This window comes from Enterobacter cloacae complex sp. 418I7, from assembly GCF_050030705.1.
Lineage (GTDB): Bacteria > Pseudomonadota > Gammaproteobacteria > Enterobacterales > Enterobacteriaceae > Enterobacter > Enterobacter intestinihominis.
In genome coordinates, this window is sequence record NZ_JBLGUU010000001.1 from 3,709,576 (window position 1) to 3,727,725 (window position 18,150).

An 18,150-nucleotide genomic window follows, 5' to 3' on the forward strand; every position below is an offset into this window, starting at 1 on the left:
TTACCTATGGAAATAACGTTTATAAATAAATAAGTTTATTCTTTCGTCGCTGCGGCCTTCAGGGATAATGCTGAGTCCAATTATTTCCCCGGAGTGATTCGATGAAGAGCCTGCCGTTCTTTTTCGCTATATTAAGTCTGAGCACATTAACAGCATGTAGCTCTCCACCACCAGACAACGTTGAAAAGATTAATCATCTGCAAATTCCGCTGGTATTACCGGGGGAAAAACCGCCGCAGGCACAGATATCTCATATCGCGTCTCTTTATCAGGAAAATAAACAGCAGATCGATAACTTAACGCGCAGCGTAAAATCACAGTATCTTCAGGACACTACCGCAAAAGAAATTTTTGTTGCGGACAGCGCTGTTCAACGCGTTTACGCCTCGCTGACCAAACTGGAACAGTTAGATATGGTTAATCAGCAATACCTGAAAGACAATAATGTCACGGGCCTGCAAAATATTCATATTATGCTTGAACCGTTATTCGCCAGCTGACAACAAAAAACCCGGCAACATAGCAGCCGGGTTTTTCTTAATCGCCATATCACATGCATCAGTCGTACTGACCAAAGCGATAGCTAAGCCCTGCGGTGACGGAACTCAGGTCGCTGCTCACACCGATCTGGTTTGCATTACCCACATTGCTTACCCACTGATATTCCAGGCGGCCAGCCCAGTTTTTATTGAAGGCGTATTCAGTACCCACAGCTGCAAGCGGGCGCACACCGGTTTCAAAACGATTGTGACCACTTACATCGGATTCAGCGCGATAGCCCATCGCACCGGCACGGCCGTAGATATCCCAGTCATTGGTCAAGGCATAGCTGGCCTTCAGGGACATTTGCAGACCCTGCGTCTTCATTTGCGCCCCTGCGCCATGCTGACCCTTGATCTGCATGTTGCCTAAATAATCATAACCGCCTTCTACCGCAAGCCATGGGGTAATCTGGTAACCCGTATAAACACCCCCACCGACATTATCATGGTCAAAATCGAAGTGGTCGGAATTATTGTTATCAAACGCTTTTGAACCCATATTGGTATCAAAATAGTGTGACCAGCCGAATTTCGCTCCGCCATACCAGGTGCCCGCATCAGCGGCGGCGAACGCGGAAGTGGCGGTAAACGCATTAACCATAATCAAAGCGAGAACTGTCTTTTTCATAAATATACCGTTTACTTAATAAAGATAAAACTTAGAAAGCAAACGATATAGAAAATTAACAGCCTCGTTAATTCCATTTCTGTTTAATTTTAAACTTCCCCTAGAATGATTCAGGTAAGTGTCTGACTTCAAGCAAATACCCACCGCGCTTAAAGGAGATATATTCTCCCTGTTTAAGGGCGGATAATACATTGAGTATACTACTGCGAGAAAGCAGCGTACGATCCTGAATATATTCCAGTATCGTGGTACGCAAACGCGTCTCCTCCGGGAGCAAAATCATTTCCTGAAGGTGGTTACGAATAACGGAATAGGTACGCTGCTGGAGTACCTGCGCATCACGGAATATCAAATAGGCCGTATGGTATGAGAGCAGCGCTGCGACATCCTCCCAGACGCCCTCGGCACGGAATAACTCGGCCGCCTTGTCCGCATCGAGACGTAAAATGGTCGACTCCCTTTCCGCACGGAGAAAATGGCCTTGCGTAGGCTGGATCATCTCAGCAATACCAAACAAATGCGGCTCGTAAACGGTCACGACCACCAGTCCATCCGATGTCCGCAGCAGGGACAGCTCCCCTTCCAGAAAGAGGTACATCTGCTGTTTCCCCTTCCGTAACCAGGTGAGTCGCTTACGTGGAATAACGTGCACTTTCTCCGCTATCGGCTCAAGGATAGCGGTCAGTCGTTCGATGGATTTTTCGGGTCGAACAGGCGGTAAAATATGCATGGTACAACCTTCTGACATTCAGTATCTGCCATTATAGACCATATATTTTAAGCGGTTAGCCGATCAAAACTGATAGCTGTAGTTGACGCTGGCAAACCAAAGATAAGGATGGTCGTAACTTCCGGCAAACGCCACCGGCGATTTCACATGCGACGACTGCATATGAAGATACGACACGGCAATACCAATATTGCTGGCCGGGGTGATCTGATACTGGGCTCCCGTACCAAATCGCCACTCATCGCCGGTAGGTAAGGTTAAGGCCACATCGCTCTGGCTTTCATACGGCGAGCTGTCGAACGCCACACCGGCATTCAGTCGCCATTGAGGCGTTGGACGATACTGCACGCCCACCGCACCGTGCCACGTGTCCTTCAGGCGGCTGACGTTGTTCAGCTGCTGGTCCCCGACGACGATTTGCGGCGCGCCGAACTGGCTCCAGTCCTGCCAGCCGAGATCGCCCATAACCGACCACTGCGGGTTAATGTCATGCACAAGGCTGAGCATAATTTGCTGCGGCGCGCTGATTTGTGCTGACACCGGCAGGTCGTAGGTGCCGTTCTGTAGACGCGCGTTGCCGTCAATATTGAAGCTGTAGTCCGTTTCGCTGTTCCAGGTAATACCGGCTCGGGTCTGGTCAGTTAGCTGCATCAGCAGCCCAAGCCGATAGCTCATGGCCAGGTCTTCATCGCGTCGCCGGTAGTCATCATCGTTAACGCTGCGAGTCAGCGAGAAGTAACCGTAGTTAACGTTGGCGGACGCGCCAATCGAAAGACGGTCGTTAAGCTTATAGGCCAGCGAGGGGCTGAGCGTCATGGCTACCATGGTACTCTTTTTAATCAGCCTGTCGCCCGCCCAGCTGCCGTAGTCGATCCCCAGGCCGTAATTACCGTAAAGCCCGACCCCGGCATAAAGATTATCGGTCACCTTCTGGTTATAAAAGGCGCTGGCATTCGGGATGGTTTTCATCACATCGCCGGGGCTTTGATGGGCATCGTTATCCAGCTGGTTGTCGATGGAGCCATCCATAACCTGTAACCCACCGGTGACCATATGATCCGGTAAGGACGTCATGCCAGCCGGGTTGGTCATAATTGTAGAGGCATCCTGCGCACGAGCCGCCTGCCCTGCTCCGGCAAGCGCGGTATCTTCGGTGCCAGCTTCATAAAAATAGAGGGCGCTGGCATGGGCACTGGAGGCAGCTAATAAGCCAGCGCACAGGAGGAGTCGTGTTTTCATCTGCGATCCGGGAAATAAAAAATTTGCCGACAGATATAACAGGGGCGATTGATTACGTAAAAAGAAAGAGGGTTTAATTTTAAATTATGCGCGCGCGTAATTATATTTATGACACTCCAGCGACAGCCGGAACAAAGGCACCGTGATTCTGCATGCACCGGGTGAGGAATTTCTTACAATGCCGTTTGTACTCGTTCGGCTTAAGACAAGCGTTACTCACTACTGGGATCGCTCTTATCCTCTCGCATGGATTCAATAAACTCCCGTTGCTCCGGTGTGAGTTCAAGCTCATCCAGCAGGCGATCTAACTCTTCTTCAGGCGATTCCTTTTGATTCTTTCTCTTCCCGCTAGCCATACTCACCCTTGAGTTATTAGGATTAATCTCAGGGTATCCAGGGTACAGGAAATGTGCAACTTAGCGTGTTACGTTGAAAACCAGAAGCAGCAGATAGCCGATGCTGGTTATAGCGTTATTCGCTGGTTCAGCGATGAAGCAGTGAGCGGTGCAGTTGTAGTGGTCAACAAAAACTGGCCACAGTGTTAGAGTTTTTCCAGTATCGGTTTTCCGATTCGTTTGGTGGTAACCCACCATTATATTCGTGCGGTCTGAGCACGAATATCCAACGATATAGTCCGTTATTGCGTGAGCTGTATCGCTGAAGCTTACGTAACCCGTCACCGGCACCCATTCGTTCTTCAGACTCCTGAAGAAGCGCTCCACTGGACTGTTATCCCAGCAGTTTCCACACCGGCTCATACTCTGCTTAATCTGATATCGCCACAGTAACTGCCGGAACTGCCTGCTCGTATAATGACTACCCAGGTCACTGTGGAACCTCACCCCGACGGGCTTACCGCGCGTTTCCCATGCCATTTCCAGCGCTTTCATGGTGAGTCTGCTGTCCGGTGAGAACGACATTGCCCAGCCCATTGGTTTTCTTGCAAACATGTCGAGTACAACGGCGAGGTACGCCCAGCGTTTACCTGTCCAGATATAGGCCACATCACCGCACCACACCTGGCTGGGCTCCGTTACGGCGAACTGTCGCTCAAGATGATTCGGGATAGCAACGTGCTCATGACCGCCACGCTTATACTGGTGAGTCGGTTGCTGGCAACTGACCAGCCCCAGCTCTTTCATTAGCCTGCCAGCGCCCCATCTGGTAGCCTCTCTGGGTTGCCATTGTGGCGATGCTTCTTGTTCCGGCCGAACCACGGCTAATGCCATGCAGCTCAAGTACCTGACTTCGTAATACAGCTCGTCTGCCGTCAGGCTTTTCAGGACGGTTTTTCCAGTATTTATAGCTGCTGCGATGAACCCCGAACACCTGGCAGAGAGTGACCACAGGATAACGCGTCCTGAGTATCCCGATTATCGAGAACTGTTCAGGGAGTCTGACATCAAGAGCGCGGTAGCCTTTTTAGAATTTCGTTTTCCATTTCAATACGTTGTAGCTTTTTCTCAAGCTCACGTATTTCGATTTATTCCGGCGTTATCGGGGAGGCTTTTGGCGTTTTGCCCTGATGCTCATCACGCAGTTGTTTGAACCATTTTGTCATCGTGGAAAGACCAACATCCATTGCCCTGGCAGCGTCAGAGATGGTGTAATTTTGGTCGACAACCAGCTGAGCGGATTCGCGTTTGAATTCAGGACTAAAATTTCTTCTTTTCATTGAAGCACCTGTGTTGTTCTGAGGTGAGCATATCACCTCAGTTCAGGTGGCCAAATTCAGTGTGCCACTACGGACATTCAGTTATTCAGTTCCTTAGTTAGTTCTGCTTCGCCAGTAGCAGCATCAAAGCGCAGGTAAAAGAGAGCACTATTCATCTGCTCTGGCTTCGTCCATATTTCCGCCTCCCTCGAACCGCCTTTCTGTTTGGTATAGCCCAGCTTAGACAAATAAGCCCTCATCGGCTCGACGTTAGATACTCCCCTAAAAATGATTGTGTTTGAGGGGGCGTATCCATCTCCGGGATGTGATTCAAAGTAATAATTATTCGATATACGCGGAGCCTTCTCAATATCTTTATCAGTCAGGGAGTGATAATTGAAAAAATCATTTTCAGTGTATGTGGTAGCTTCATTGATACCGGATGCAACAAGATAGACAAATAGCCAGCATAGGATAACACCCGTAATTAATATCAGGATGCTCCATTTAAAGAATTTACGCATTATCACTTCACCCCTGTGTACCCAAGTGACGTCCCATTGTCTGTAATAACTTTGACATTACCAGAGCTGAAATCGTCCCACGGCTTAAGCCATGTCATAAAATGCGGGAGGTTCACCGTGTACGGCTGGTGACGCACACACGGATCTTCCGGGTCAGGGAACAGAATCGGACGGAAACCACGGTTTTTATGGGAACCAATAGCACCGTAATGATCCCAGCGACGAACGGCGGCATCATAACTGACAGGTTTAAGGCGGTATCCGTACCGTCCTGGCATGATAGCTCGATGGAATCCGAACAGATCAGAAACCAAGTCTTCACCACTAAAGCCACTATCAGTGTACCAGGAGAAAGCCCGCAGGCTTTGCAAGCCTTCAAATCGAGCTGCTGTGTTCATCATCATCGCCAGCATGATTCTGTTAATATCTTCGGTACTCCGGCCACGTTTAATCTCCCAGCGAGAGAACTTGCCTACACCGAATTGTGAGTTGAATTTCACAAAGTGCATGTCCTGCCGATACATCACCATGTAGGAAGGTTTGCCGCTAAGCTCCCCCGCGATAAACTGGCTTTTAAGCTCCATGATATCACTACCCCGAGCGTGCCCCATGTCAACCCAGCCAAGCACCTCAGTATAAACGACACCCCTTCGCAAAACGTCAAACTGCGCACCATCCTTTATCTCCGCTCTGGTGCTCATCCTTTCATCTCCTTGAAAGATTTATGTTGCCAATGTTATAGCCTATTTTTAAGCAGAATTGTTCAGGCTTCGGCCTTAATGTTCATGACTGTTCTGGTGCTGACGTTGTGGCTTTCTGCGATTGCACGAATGGTTTTACCTGCTGCGAGTTCTGCTTTAATGGCTTCACGATCAATAGAGCGACCTTTGCCCCGTCCGGTGATCCTGCCTGCGGCTTTTGCTGCTTCGTAACCTTCACGCTGGCGCTCCAGCATCGTTTCACGTTCCATCTGTGCGACTGCTGCCAGTACGGTCAGCATCATATTACCTGCTGGAGAGTTCTTCCCGGTCTTAAAATCCTCTTTGTGGATCTGAACAACTACACCCCGTTCTGTTAACCGCTCAACCATTGCCAGCAAGTCAGCAGTGTTACGGCAAAGGCACAGGAAGACAGCGTTTCGCCTGTTGTAATAAAGCGAGGCAAATTGCAACGCAAGCAAAGTAGTGTAACGCAGTGATAACACCAGGATGTTTCATGCAGATCCAGTGAAATTATTAGGCGGCTAATCGATCCACTCAGCGGATCTATAATAGAGCCGGGGATATTTTAAGCAGGAGGATGTAAACTGGGAGGATAAAGAGACGGGACACCTACGGGGGCGGGTTGTGTAAGTATTTCCTGTTGTCTTCGACCTTATTGCACGTAAAATGACCAGACACATTTTGGAAAGGAGTCTTTAATGGATATTGCGTTGCTTAACAGGGGCTGGAACAGAACATGGTCAGATACCATGGTGAATCTGGAGGCCCGGAAACTCGTCGAAACAGCAAACCGGCTGTCAGCATTCTATTTGCAAGATGGTCTTACACGTATCAAGTTTGTCGAAGAGATAAAACAGGTTGTAGATAAAGAATTTGAAACTGCACGACGGGCCAAAACCGATGAAGAATGCATTGCATGCATCAAAAATCTGCGTGCTGAAACAGATAATCTACAAGAACAAGAACGCCTGTTAAGAACCAGAGCCGCACAGCTTTACGCGAAGGTCGAATTTGTTAAGGAAAATAATAAAATCGTCGGCTACATAATTTCAGCTATTCACATTGTGGTTTCTGGAATGGCAATTGCTGGCGGTGCGTTGATGGTCGCTACGATGACACCTTTAGGTATGCTGGCAGGGGCTATCCTTGTAACAGATGGCATTAACGGTCTGTCAAAAGAAATTATTCCTGGTATATATGGAAAACAATATAAAACAGAGGGGCTTGTGGCTGATGGCACTTTGGAAGCGGCCCAGTTTATGGGTTTCAAGCCTGAAACAGGACTTGCGATTTATAACGCTATTACGTTAACTGCAAGTGTATATAGCATCTTTGGATTAGCCAGAAGACCCGAGGCATGGAGGCTATTTAAATGGATGCCCCGTGATTTCTATCGCAGGGTCGATACGATGAGCCGTCCAAAATTAACAATGAAAATAGTAGGTTATGGACTTAAGGCCAAAGTAATATTTGACCTGCTTGCTACTGACACATCGAACCATTAGTCTCTGAATTTTCTCCAGAACCGCCAGGATTTATAAGAAAGGACTGGCGGCTGAATAAATGCAACGATGACTATTGCGATCAGAATTGATATCCCACCACCCACGACGGTTTCTTTCGCAGAAAACAATACTAAAATGATAAAAACCATCAGACATGCCGATGCTATCCATAAAACAACCCTGAATCGATTAGCCAGATCCTGAATCGCTTCCCCCAAGGTTCCGCCATAGCTTTCAACGTTGTTTTTTATCTTCTGCAAATCCGATGGTGTAAACCCTGAACGTAACAAAGCCTCGTCAGTCACTTTCATATCGTCTCGTCCCTAATCTTCCAGAAGTGTTTTCCCAATCGCTGATTGTGCAAGCAATCATACTGATGAACTTTACAGCAATCCACATGATGTTTAAGCAATGTATCAGATTTCAGACAATAGAAGCCATAAAGCCCCGTTGGTGATACAGCAACGAGTGGAGCCGTTAGGCGACAGGTACGGGTATAGAACAGTGGGTAGTTTTAGTTGTACCTGCTAAAGCAGAGCAACGTAACTAACTGATGAAATATAACTTCTTGATTTATGAGGAGACTGGAGCGGGCGAAGGGAATCGAAACTCTGTTTCATAATTTCCGCAACGCGACGATCATCGAATCAACATAGTAACTATTATTGATACTTGATTGCGAGATTTTAGAGGATCAGTCTCATGACAATCAAGGGCCAGGAGTATCTTTATCTTTCACCGGACGGTGTATGGCAGTTTCAAATCTACATCCCGTCTTATATGCGCCACATGTTCGGCGGGAAGCGCCTGTATCGGAAAAGTACAGGGACAAGAGATATCTACAAGGCGCGTCACTTCCGTAACCACATGCTGGTAGAGTGGAACAACCTTAAAGAACAGTTCAAGCCTGATACTGAGGATAAGCGTATTCAGCTTGCGATCACTTCCCTGCACTCTCAAATCAGGAAGAACAAGAATAAACCATTGATTGAAGAGCGAGCCAGTTCGATTCCTCACCTGTGCTTCTTACGAGATGAATACGCTACTGCCTACCAGGATCGGAGATCATTCTCCACACTGAGCAAATCGGCGCGAGCCGTTGAGGTGTTTCTCCAGAGTATTGGGAAAGTTGATATCAGCCTGGATCAGATTGGACGCCGATTAGTTACAGACTTCATAGAAGAGCAGCAGAAACGCGATGTAGCGCCCCAGACGGTGCAAAACTGGCTTACATCGTTAGGTAGCCTCTACGAGTTCGCCAAACGTCGCTATGACGCTATAGCGCCCCTAAATCCGTTTCATGGTCACAACCTTGAAGCGCGGCGCACAATTGAAAGCTATCAGCCGTTTGAATGGCATCAGCTATCTACACTACTCAACGAAGCAGACGAAGAGCTACGTGCAGTTATTCTGATCGGTTTATTCTCTGGTGCAAGGTTGGACGAAATAGCCAGCTTGAAGAAAGAAGAGATCGTTATGGTGGAAGGGATACGGACATTCTACATTAGCAAATCCAAGACGAAAGCTGGTATCAGACACATCCCTATCCACGCTTTTCTGATCGGCATGGTGGATTATTATCTGAGTTTGAACACTGGAGATTACCTGTTACCACAGGCTAACAAGATTGAACGCAAAGACGGTAAGAAAGGACCATTCTATTCCCAAGCATTCACCCGCTTACGGCGTCGCGTAGTGCCTATGGCTACAGACCGTCAGTGCTTTCACAGTTTGAGGGGGCATTTTATCACGTGTCTTGACCGTGCCGGAGTACCCGAACAGCGTGTAGGCTACGTCACGGGGCACTCTTCACAAGCCGCTTCTACAGAAGCATTCAAGACCTACAGCGCGGGGTGTTCCATGAAAGAGCTATCCGACTATGTGGAAATGGTGGATTATCCAGAAATCATCTTTCCAGAAACGAAAAAAGGGGCGTAAGCCCCTTATTTCTTAAACTCCGTAGTAACCGTATCACCCTCGGTTTTCTTAGGTGCATTGTTCACTACCTTCTGTTTCACCGTACCGCCTACAGATTTATTTCCCTGCGTTTTAGTCGCGATAACATTAACTGTAGCTTTGCTAACAAGTCTGATCTGTTCAAATTCAAGATCGAATTGCATCGCGTATTCAGATTTATAATCGTAGGAAATGCCGGAGAGAATAACATTCTCGTACACTTTGTGCTCTGTCACTAATGTGATGGGCTGGCGACTGTCAAACATCTTATCGAGGTATTCGATAGCTTGACTGATACGAGTGCCATTCACACCAGCGCTGTATAACAAATCCTTTTCCAGCCTCACCGGAGTTTCGGAAATAATCCCCGATAGCTTGAATGTATTATTCTTAATCTGAACGTGATCGCTCACCTCTGCCCCGCTCTCAACGGGATAGCTGGTAATATCAGCCTGTCTACGGACTCCCGTGTCCGTCACAGCATCAAAAACTATCGCTTGATAGTTTTGAATGTAGCTATCTGAGGACGAATTATATACAGATGCCAGGATGGTGAATCCGTTTTCACCTTTGGTGCGGGTAGCACTGCTATTATTACTATTCGAGGTTGAATTGATACGGGAGGCATCGCTGCCCCCGATAGTTAAACTTCCAGGTGTTGCCATTTAGCCCCCCGTCCCTTGTCCAGATGAAACAGCCAGCACCATACGCTGATTGTTATCACTGATACGCTGATCAACGGTAGCATTCAGCATGTTTCCGAATGTCGGATCAGGAGAAATAGTTAGATGGATAAGCCCTTCCGGTAGCTGATTCTGCAATACTACAGGCTGCATGATCGGTGCACTGGCTGGCTTAACTGGCGCTGCTGCACTCTGTTTCAACATTGAAACAGGAGAGTAATCTCCGTTGGTGCTCTGCGCGTAGCTGCTCACATCTTTAGCGTCGCTTGTCCCGTTCCACCAATCATGGAATGTATCGAACACATTAGGCTGGTGTGTGCCGTCTGCTTTCGGCTGGCTGGCTCCATAGGCGTTAGCCACAGGGTTACTTCCAGGCTGTCCAGGTGCTGACGTAGTGCCGTAGTGCTGGCTAACAGCTTCTTTAGAGGTGTTATCCCCATTGAGGAGGTTGAGCTTTCCAGTGATCCAGTTGGTTAGCTTCATCAGACCATCCACTACATCACCCGCAGCTTTCCCAAGCCCATTGAAGAAGGGTAACGCCTCCTGCATAGCTTCCTTAAACTCTCGCATGGTTTCAGGGTCAATCTCTGACATAAACCCTTCGAAGAATGCCAGTTTCTGGCTATCGGAGAGAATGCTAAGATCCTGGTTAAACTTACGATAGGCTACAAGCTGATCTTGCTGTTCCTGGTTCAACCACTGACCATTACGCTTGAGCACGTCCACCTGATCAGTGAGTGCCTTACCTTGATTAGAAAATGCCTTGTGATACAAGCCTAAATCGTCTGCAAGGTCTTCCAGGTTATGAAGGATTTGCTCTTGTGAATACCCTTTCCCCTGCATGGTGTTAGTGTAGGCAGAGACGAAGCCAAACGGATTGGATTGGTAGGATTTCAAATCCTCTTTAGTGAATCCCATGTTCAGGGCTGTATCTACAGCAGCGTTCCCGCCTTTCCATTGTCCAGACTTCTTATCAAAGGTGCTGTTGGTGTAGCTGTCTGCCAGCTTTTCGGAAATGTCTTTCCCCGAATCGAGCAGCTTTCTCTCCCCTTGAATTCCCATTCCTGAGTCGATCCCGTTAGCCGTAGCATACTGGGAAAGTGCCTGGAGGACGTTATAATCCACCCCGCCCAATCTGGCACGTTGCACAATCTCGCTACGCTCTTCCTGTGCTGTAACAGCCTCTTTGCCCCATGAATAAGCGCCGTAAGCCGCCGCACCGATACCAGCGCCAGCAAGCGCACCAGTGCCTAAGCCCATAAGCCCGCCTGTAATCGCTCCAGAACCGCCTACAGGAGCCGTAGCGCCTCGTTTAGCTGCTTCCCTACGCTCTGCGTTAATGCGTCTGTAACTCTGCTGTAAACGCTTAATCTCGCTGTTCTGGCGTTGTAGAGAGATAGTACCTGCTGCATAGGCTTTAGTGATCCGTGACGCTGCAAGCGCGGCCTGTGTAAGCTCAACATTGGTAAGGTGCTGCATACTTTTAAAGCTGCTGGCAGTGTCCAATAGCTTCAATTCAGCCCGTTCACGGCGCTGTGCGTTTCTTGCGGCCTCTTTCGCTGCCTGAGCTTCTGCTCTCGCTTTAGCCTTTGCTGCTCGCTCTGCTTCACGCTGGCTATTATCACGAGGCTTTGACGCTTTCTTATTCAGCCTATCGAGTTCCCTTTCAGCAGACTTTAGCCCCTGACTGAATTTTTTCATATTCAACGTAGGGTCTTTAATGCCTTTGGCTTTCTTCTGAATTTGATCGAAAGCGTCCATAGCTTCCTTCATTGAATTACGATCCACCACGAATTCGACGGTATTACGGATCGTACTCGTATTAACGATTAGTCCACCTGACATTATTCACCACCTTTCTTACTCACCAGGTAGTTGAGTGCCTCTGATACACTACGCCCACGGTGTAATAACTGACGCAGATGACCGTGATCTATTTCAAGCACACGACACACTCCCGCCAGATTTAATAACTCTTTTGCTGTATCTGCACTCACCTGTAAATGAATGCCAGCACTCTTTAGTACTACCTGCATCTATCTTTCCTCTTATTCTGGAAATAAAAAAGGGGCAAGGGCTGGCGCATTTGCTTTGCGTGTTCCAGTTCCCTACGCCCCTGATTAAAAGCTCTTCTGTTATTTTCCAAGACGGGAAGAACTACCGTCTATCGCTCTTATTCTGAGGCTTTGATGTGAACAGAGAAGCCCAACCCGTGGTTAACACTTAGCGCTGAGTTTTCCGAGATCACGTTCACCACGTCACCACGTTCGCTTTCATAACTCCAGCTATAGGTTTCTGCTGGGGTAGAATCAAGTAGCTGGAAGGAACTCGAAGGGGCACCAAAAATATTTTGGTAAACGCCGGAGCCAGCCGCAAATTGCGGAATAGCGATAGCGTCGGCATCACCCATTTGCGCTAAGAGCAGCGGATCTGTCACCTTCACCACGTCGCAGTTTGTCCCTGGAATGCTGAAAGTGCTTACACCTGGCAGTAGTTCACGGCGCTGATAAACAACGTTCCCTTCATCAAGTGGGCTGACATAGCGGAAAGCCGCTTCCATCGCAGGGCTGAAACGCAGATCGCTATAGAATCCACCCTTGGCGAAAACGATAATCCTCTCTACCTGTGACGCCATACCTTGAGCCGCTTCGGTGATCTGGCTCACCATATCGTCAATCGCACGTAGAGTGCTGCTATCTGTAGCTGACAGATCAAGAGTTGCATTCATCGGCGCTACGCCGAACAGGTCGCCAAAGTCGATTAACAGATCGTCTGTCTTAGGCGTATACACCTGACCAGAGAACAGGCTACGAGCAAGATAGCTTTCACGAGTACGCATAAACGCCACGCTGTGCTTGTGAGTGTAATCAGTGAATAAATCGGTGAGGGTTTCTTGAGTGTCCGTGCCAGGTTTGCGCTTGCCCTGGATATCTGCTGGAGTGATCTGATCCTCACGCATATAGAAGGGAAGCTCCACAAGATATTCTTTCCCGTTCTGCCGTGCTGTCACGTTATGCTCACTTGAGAAACGCGCTGTAGGCTCATTGAACAGAGAACGGTTATCTTCAACAAGACGGCTCACCGCCACTTTATGAGAAGAAACGCCCACACCATCGAACAGCCCCAGTGAGGCCAGCAGATAATTGCGTGTTGGGTTAAGATTGAAGAGTGGAGAAAGATCCACGTAGTTTTGACCTAAAATAGCCATGTTAGTATTTTCCTTCCTTGATTAACTGGTGAAGAATTCGCGCATCTGGAAGCCTTGAGCAGCCAGAGCAGCTACAGCGGCATCATGTGCGCCATCAGCAGCGGTGAGGTTGTCCGATTTGATGCAGACAAGAGAGCCACGCGCCGGAGAGCGTAGGACGTTGACGGCTTTATTAGAGCCAGCAGTGACAAATTCACTCACCACCACAAAGGCATCAGCGCCGGAGGCGTAGAGAGCACCCGTGCTATCAAGCACATCGCCGCATTCAACATCAGCAGGAAGAGATGCAAAAATTTTGCTTTCCACAGAGGCGAATGTGTCTGTGGCATAACTGACAATATCAGTTGGTGATAGGCGCTGCGGGAACAGCGTATCAAGATCAATAATCATTGTTTGGTTGATTCCTTTACTTTACGTGTAATCAAATCCTGAATAGTTGTTTCTTGTTTTGGTGATTCGTCAGGAAAATATGTATCCATCGCTTTGATCACTTCATCAACCGAACAACCAGCATACTGAGCCACCATCTCAATCATCTGAGGATTGACGGTGAGAACATCATTTTTATATTTGAGTACACGCGATTTGTTATTTAATAGAAACATGTTGTTCCTTCGCGTTTTATTAACTTTTCTGTTACGCATTGAGCGTAAGAAAGGCGACCGAAGTCGCCAGGAGATATGCCCTTGTTAGAAAGCATTCTGTTAAAATCATTTTCGTTTCGGAGGATCATGATGTTAAAGAATGACATCTAAAAAAGAACCCCCGTTTTATATCTTAGGAGATTAAAAAAAGATCGGGGGTGCTTTGCTCCCACTTCAGAACAGAAGCCCTTCTGTCATGGCGAGAAGTGGGAATGGAATTTCTTATCACCCTGGAATAGTAATAAGAATTTGCCAGCCTGAACGTAACTACCGCTGACGGCGTTTATTCAGTCTGACTACATTCATCCTAACGGAATGAATGAGCAAAGAGCGAATGCCCTTTCTGAAAAAATCGGAGATGCGCGGTGATTGCGATGCAATACCAACACAACAAGATATTACATCCCGCGCATTCCTTCGGAACTAAACAAGACAAAGAAGAAAGAACCAACACTTTCAGAAATAGCATTCAGAGGGAGAGAGTGCCGCTATGGGAAACGGCATTCTCAGGGAGTGCGTATTGTCATACGAGGGTGAGTGATTCGAATACCTACCCTATAACTCATTATGACACAAAAAGCACTTATTGTCAAGCGTTTTCGTAACTTTTATGTTATGAGCATTCTTCCGCGATCTGGATGGCAAGCTCTCCGAGTTCAACGGTGATGTGTTCCATAGCGAGGGCAAGCTCCTCCATATCATTGGCAATTCGCCACGCCTGATCCACGGTGACGGTATCCCCGTTCATCTGCACCAGGTGCTCTACAGCAGCGTTCCAGTGTTCAAGCGCGTTGATTGCCTGTTCAGTGTATTGTATCGCTTCCAGGAGCGCGGAGGGCGTTCTCTCGCGCCACGCCCTATTAACAAGCTGCAATGCTGGTAAATGCCAGATATCGTGGAAATAGTTAATTAGGGTGTTCACGATGTTCACGGTGTCCATAGTATTAAGAGTCATAATGTTCCTTGGTATCAAATAGGGTGTCAAAGTCGCGGGTTAAATTGTTAAGGTGATTAACCGAAAGCCAGCCGCAATAATGTTCGTATGAGGAGAAATTAAGAATTTGCCATTTGTGGAGATTTGAAGAATCCACATTGAAGATTTTAATCTTCCTGGGTTTCCAGAAAGCACCAGGGCAGCTATTGAGAATATCCTGTAATGCGCCCATCTCGTCAGGAGACATTGCAGGGCTATTCTCCTCAATTATTGTTGTTTGCCATTCACCAGGAACAGAATTGTATTCCTTCGAAAGGCGAGATAGATTTTGAAAATCAGATGTTCGTAATAATGATTGTGCGTTTCGTTCAAATTTTGTAACTACGTTACGTTTTCTTTTTCCCATTCATTCCTCGTAGAGGGGGAAACTCCTTGTCTTGTCATAACGTGAACGCCATAGAATATGGTGAACCACCATAAAGCAGTTATCATAAAAGTTTCCCTATTGTGTGTTTTAGAAATTTGAGTAGATAAATTCTACATTGTCTCGTTCGATGTGTTTCAGCGTGAATGATAGATAATGGCTTTCATCGTCGATATCAATCACACCAATGTTGCGCAGCGCACGAAGCCAGAACCTGATCCCGTGATCACTTACACCGGATTTATCAGATAGTTCTCCGTAGGAAATGCGTGTCCTACGTCCTCTCCAGAACCAAACCAGGGCATGGTAAACGCCCTTCCCGCTATCGTTGATCTGTATCTGGTTTGTGTTGTTCAATTTTATGTATTGTATCAATTAGTCCTCCTGATTAGTTCCAGTGGCGTTGTATTGTGGCGATCCCTTTCTTCATTAGTTCAGCCGTTTGTCTTTGGGTCAATCCTTTGGATTTGTGTTCCTGTACTTCTTTACGGGTGTTGTTACCTTTAACTTTCTTTCTCACTTTCCCAAATTTCAGACATTCAATCTTTGCTCCAGGGAAATAATGCTCTTTGATGTATTCAGCAGTTGCCAGATCAGGTACTACGAACACCAGAGGGTGATCAGTGTCAGCATTACGGATAGATGTACGACTAATAAACTGGTAGCACCGTTCATAATTCATCGCGGAGCGTTGCTTCTGTTCAAATTCTTCAACATTCCAGCCGTTAAGCTCCGCATACTGCCGCCATTTACCTTGGAAATCTTTATCAAGATTACTGCAACCAAGAAACGCTGCATTGTGTATGTGCTGGTAATGGTTCAGGCCATAGGAAGCCATTGAAACACGGATACCACGGGAAGCATCGGTAAGAATTTCATCCCCTATCGTAGTAAACTGACACAGGGATTTATCTCTGTTGGTAGCGAAGATAAATTCACCAGGCACGCGCTGGATGATTTCCTGGAGATGTTCGTGAAACACTTTCTGTAATGCTGTCAAAGTGCATCTGTTTTCACATACGGCGACCAGGGAGATCGGTACACGCTTATGTTTACGTCTTTCAAGTGGCGGCTGTAAATCTTCACCAGCTTCCTCAACTTCGTATTTCGCCAGATGTTCAGCAGCCCAGGTAAACAAACTTCGAGAAGAGCCAGCACCTAAAAGTGTGAGTTGTTCAGCCCATTCTACAGATCTGATAATTGGAGACTCAGTGAAGGCAAACAGGTGTTTATTCTCTTCGTAGAGAAGTCCAGCACCCTGCATAATCGCCCAGAGCAGGCGCTTTAACTCAGCACCATTCGCCTCTGTTTCGTGCCAATAGTCGTAGAAATCTTCACGCTTATCCTCACTCAGGAATAACAATCCGTCCCGCTCTTCCAGCCAATCCAGGAATGGGAAATTTTGTTCCGTCCGTTTGGTATGCTGCACTTTGATGTAAGCGCCAAACATTGCATCAGGGATTTCATCAACAAAGATACTGAAATTACGGAGAAGGTTTTGAAGTTCCGTTTCAAGCGCTGCACGATAGCAGTAATGAATGAAACATTGATGTGTACAGATAATAACCGAATGCTGGAAATCGTATTCCAAGGTGGAAATTAGGTGTCTTACCGCTTCTGTTTCGGTGTCCACATGGAAACTCTTCACCCGTCTGTCTTTTAGTTCTTCCCTCACCTGTCCACATAATTCATGTGTTGGCATCACGAGAAGATAACGAGGGGGAATTGCTTCGGAGTTTGTTAATAAACTTGATTTGATGTAGTGCTGTAACGTGGTGGACTTTCCAGATCCGCAAATTGCATCAACGTAGGTTATTACTTTTCTTCTTTGGTTCATTTGTTTCCTCTTTGTTAAGGATTGTTGTTATTAATTCGCTCACCAGTGCGGCGGCGGCTTTATTTTCACGATTAGCCCGATTGATCAAAGCCTCGTAAGTTTCAGGGGTGAAGTTAATCTTCATTCTTTGGAATCCTTCTTAAATTCATCAAAACGGGATAGTGCTTCTTTAAACATCTGTTCACGTTCGAAATACTTTCGTTTTCTGGCTACGTACATAGATGCGTAGATTAAATCTCTTGTGGCTTTACCACTCACCAGTTCATAAAACACCTGGTCACTGCTGAAATACTTCATAGAAGATTGTCTCCTTATTCATTGTGGGGACTCACCTTGTCGGTGAGCTACAGACGCAGAAAAGCCCCCTCACCGAATGCCCAGGAGGAGGCTTAAAAGGAAATCTGTAGAGTGAATTGTTGTTCTGTTTCTTCAGAACATACCTAACTATAACATACAAACGAACGTTTTGTCAAGACATTTATTGATCTATTTCAATGCCTTGCTAAATGTCAATGACATAATGTGCTTTATAGCAACATTAGTTAGTGGAAGTCAACAAGTTTTTATGGTAGTTTTGCCAACCGGAGAGGACGCTTCTACGATTGGCATCATTTCCGGCTCTTCATGCGAGTGAGCCGATCTTGTAGCTACGCTACATCGCACAATGAACCTGTTAACACATCATTTTAATGATAAGCCCTTTTACATAATTTTGATGTGTTGAGATCGTAGGCTCACAATGAACCAGCGATCAGCGGGTGAATGTCGCATGAAAAGGTATCTGCTCATGATCATCCTGCACAATGATGTATGTTCGAGGAATACGAGAACATAAGAGAGATAATTAATAACCTTAATTTAATTAAGGGTAGTTAGTAGTTGGTTTGTGTCAGTGAGTGAAGCGAACATGACAAGTTTCT

At 46.9% G+C, this 18,150-nt stretch carries 22 protein-coding genes and 1 pseudogene; 3 read left to right on the forward strand and 20 right to left on the reverse strand.

Annotated elements, in window-relative coordinates; genetic code table 11:
- The first annotated feature begins 101 nt into the window (after nt 1–101).
- The gene (locus ACQG0S_RS17800; protein ID WP_022649275.1) at nt 102–500 is read left to right on the forward strand and encodes a hypothetical protein; all 399 of its coding nucleotides are present in this window, start codon (nt 102–104) and stop codon (nt 498–500) included.
- Between the two features lie 58 nt (nt 501–558).
- On the opposite strand, the gene ACQG0S_RS17805 is transcribed toward ACQG0S_RS17800, so the two are convergent.
- From ACQG0S_RS17805 to ACQG0S_RS17840, 8 genes and pseudogenes are all read right to left on the reverse strand, one after another.
- Nucleotides 559–1,170 carry an outer membrane beta-barrel protein gene (locus ACQG0S_RS17805; RefSeq protein ID WP_022649276.1) on the reverse strand — a complete coding sequence of 204 codons (612 nt, stop codon included), beginning with the start codon at nt 1,168–1,170 and terminating at the stop codon, nt 559–561.
- Between the two features lie 100 nt (nt 1,171–1,270).
- Entirely contained in the window at nt 1,271–1,900 is a 630-nt protein-coding gene (locus ACQG0S_RS17810) for a winged helix-turn-helix transcriptional regulator (protein WP_048965626.1), read from the reverse strand.
- A gap of 63 nt (nt 1,901–1,963) precedes the next feature.
- Complete coding sequence (locus ACQG0S_RS17815) at nt 1,964–3,139, reverse strand: OmpP1/FadL family transporter (protein ID WP_426750650.1); 1,176 nt, start codon at nt 3,137–3,139, stop codon at nt 1,964–1,966.
- 212 nt (nt 3,140–3,351) lie between these two features.
- Nucleotides 3,352–3,495: a hypothetical protein gene (locus ACQG0S_RS17820; RefSeq protein ID WP_023298535.1), complete on the reverse strand. Its 144-nt coding sequence runs from the start codon at nt 3,493–3,495 to the stop codon at nt 3,352–3,354.
- A 163-nt stretch (nt 3,496–3,658) separates the two neighbouring features.
- A pseudogene (locus tag ACQG0S_RS17825) lies at nt 3,659–4,814 on the reverse strand (IS3 family transposase).
- A gap of 77 nt (nt 4,815–4,891) precedes the next feature.
- Nucleotides 4,892–5,317, reverse strand: a complete 426-nt coding sequence (locus ACQG0S_RS17830; RefSeq protein ID WP_045308812.1) for a hypothetical protein — start codon at nt 5,315–5,317, stop codon at nt 4,892–4,894.
- Between the two features lie 2 nt (nt 5,318–5,319).
- A complete protein-coding gene (locus ACQG0S_RS17835) occupies nt 5,320–6,018 on the reverse strand; it encodes a hypothetical protein (protein WP_046618721.1) in 699 nt (232 codons plus the stop codon).
- 62 nt (nt 6,019–6,080) lie between these two features.
- A complete protein-coding gene (locus tag ACQG0S_RS17840; RefSeq protein WP_225303262.1) occupies nt 6,081–6,497 on the reverse strand; it encodes a recombinase family protein in 417 nt (138 codons plus the stop codon).
- A 240-nt stretch (nt 6,498–6,737) separates the two neighbouring features.
- Between ACQG0S_RS17840 and ACQG0S_RS17845 the strand changes: the two genes are divergently transcribed.
- Nucleotides 6,738–7,544, forward strand: coding sequence for a DUF4225 domain-containing protein (locus ACQG0S_RS17845; protein WP_048965624.1), 807 nt, complete (start codon nt 6,738–6,740; stop codon nt 7,542–7,544).
- Here ACQG0S_RS17845 and ACQG0S_RS17850 read toward each other — a convergent pair.
- Nucleotides 7,541–7,855 (reverse strand): hypothetical protein, encoded by a 315-nt coding sequence (locus ACQG0S_RS17850; RefSeq protein ID WP_048965623.1) that lies wholly within the window; start codon nt 7,853–7,855, stop codon nt 7,541–7,543. The two genes, ACQG0S_RS17845 and ACQG0S_RS17850, sit on opposite strands and share 4 nt — an antisense overlap.
- Nucleotides 7,856–8,246: 391 nt before the next feature.
- Between ACQG0S_RS17850 and ACQG0S_RS17855 the strand changes: the two genes are divergently transcribed.
- Nucleotides 8,247–9,482 carry a tyrosine-type recombinase/integrase gene (locus ACQG0S_RS17855; protein ID WP_426750652.1) on the forward strand — a complete coding sequence of 412 codons (1,236 nt, stop codon included), beginning with the start codon at nt 8,247–8,249 and terminating at the stop codon, nt 9,480–9,482.
- 5 nt (nt 9,483–9,487) lie between these two features.
- On the opposite strand, the gene ACQG0S_RS17860 is transcribed toward ACQG0S_RS17855, so the two are convergent.
- From ACQG0S_RS17860 to ACQG0S_RS17910, 11 genes are all read right to left on the reverse strand, one after another.
- Nucleotides 9,488–10,165 (reverse strand): phage baseplate protein, encoded by a 678-nt coding sequence (locus tag ACQG0S_RS17860; RefSeq protein WP_045623271.1) that lies wholly within the window; start codon nt 10,163–10,165, stop codon nt 9,488–9,490.
- Nucleotides 10,166–12,028 carry a hypothetical protein gene (locus ACQG0S_RS17865; protein WP_426750655.1) on the reverse strand — a complete coding sequence of 621 codons (1,863 nt, stop codon included), beginning with the start codon at nt 12,026–12,028 and terminating at the stop codon, nt 10,166–10,168.
- Entirely contained in the window at nt 12,028–12,219 is a 192-nt protein-coding gene (locus ACQG0S_RS17870; protein ID WP_426750657.1) for a hypothetical protein, read from the reverse strand. The genes ACQG0S_RS17865 and ACQG0S_RS17870 overlap by 1 nt, the downstream gene beginning before the upstream one ends.
- 137 nt (nt 12,220–12,356) lie before the next feature.
- Nucleotides 12,357–13,391 carry a major capsid protein gene (locus ACQG0S_RS17875; RefSeq protein WP_039271866.1) on the reverse strand — a complete coding sequence of 345 codons (1,035 nt, stop codon included), beginning with the start codon at nt 13,389–13,391 and terminating at the stop codon, nt 12,357–12,359.
- Nucleotides 13,392–13,412: 21 nt separating this feature from the next.
- Nucleotides 13,413–13,781, reverse strand: coding sequence for a hypothetical protein (locus tag ACQG0S_RS17880; protein ID WP_032658661.1), 369 nt, complete (start codon nt 13,779–13,781; stop codon nt 13,413–13,415).
- A complete protein-coding gene (locus ACQG0S_RS17885; RefSeq protein ID WP_045615231.1) occupies nt 13,778–13,996 on the reverse strand; it encodes a hypothetical protein in 219 nt (72 codons plus the stop codon). Before ACQG0S_RS17885 ends, ACQG0S_RS17880 begins: the two co-directional genes overlap by 4 nt.
- A gap of 652 nt (nt 13,997–14,648) precedes the next feature.
- Complete coding sequence (locus tag ACQG0S_RS17890; protein WP_048210322.1) at nt 14,649–14,990, reverse strand: hypothetical protein; 342 nt, start codon at nt 14,988–14,990, stop codon at nt 14,649–14,651.
- Nucleotides 14,980–15,375: a hypothetical protein gene (locus tag ACQG0S_RS17895; RefSeq protein ID WP_058678883.1), complete on the reverse strand. Its 396-nt coding sequence runs from the start codon at nt 15,373–15,375 to the stop codon at nt 14,980–14,982. The genes ACQG0S_RS17890 and ACQG0S_RS17895 overlap by 11 nt, the downstream gene beginning before the upstream one ends.
- A 406-nt stretch (nt 15,376–15,781) precedes the next feature.
- Nucleotides 15,782–17,230 (reverse strand): hypothetical protein, encoded by a 1,449-nt coding sequence (locus ACQG0S_RS17900; protein ID WP_023303155.1) that lies wholly within the window; start codon nt 17,228–17,230, stop codon nt 15,782–15,784.
- Nucleotides 17,196–17,354: a hypothetical protein gene (locus tag ACQG0S_RS17905; RefSeq protein ID WP_023303154.1), complete on the reverse strand. Its 159-nt coding sequence runs from the start codon at nt 17,352–17,354 to the stop codon at nt 17,196–17,198. Before ACQG0S_RS17905 ends, ACQG0S_RS17900 begins: the two co-directional genes overlap by 35 nt.
- Entirely contained in the window at nt 17,351–17,527 is a 177-nt protein-coding gene (locus ACQG0S_RS17910) for a hypothetical protein (RefSeq protein WP_013098603.1), read from the reverse strand. The genes ACQG0S_RS17905 and ACQG0S_RS17910 overlap by 4 nt, the downstream gene beginning before the upstream one ends.
- Between the last annotated feature and the right edge of the window lie 623 nt (nt 17,528–18,150).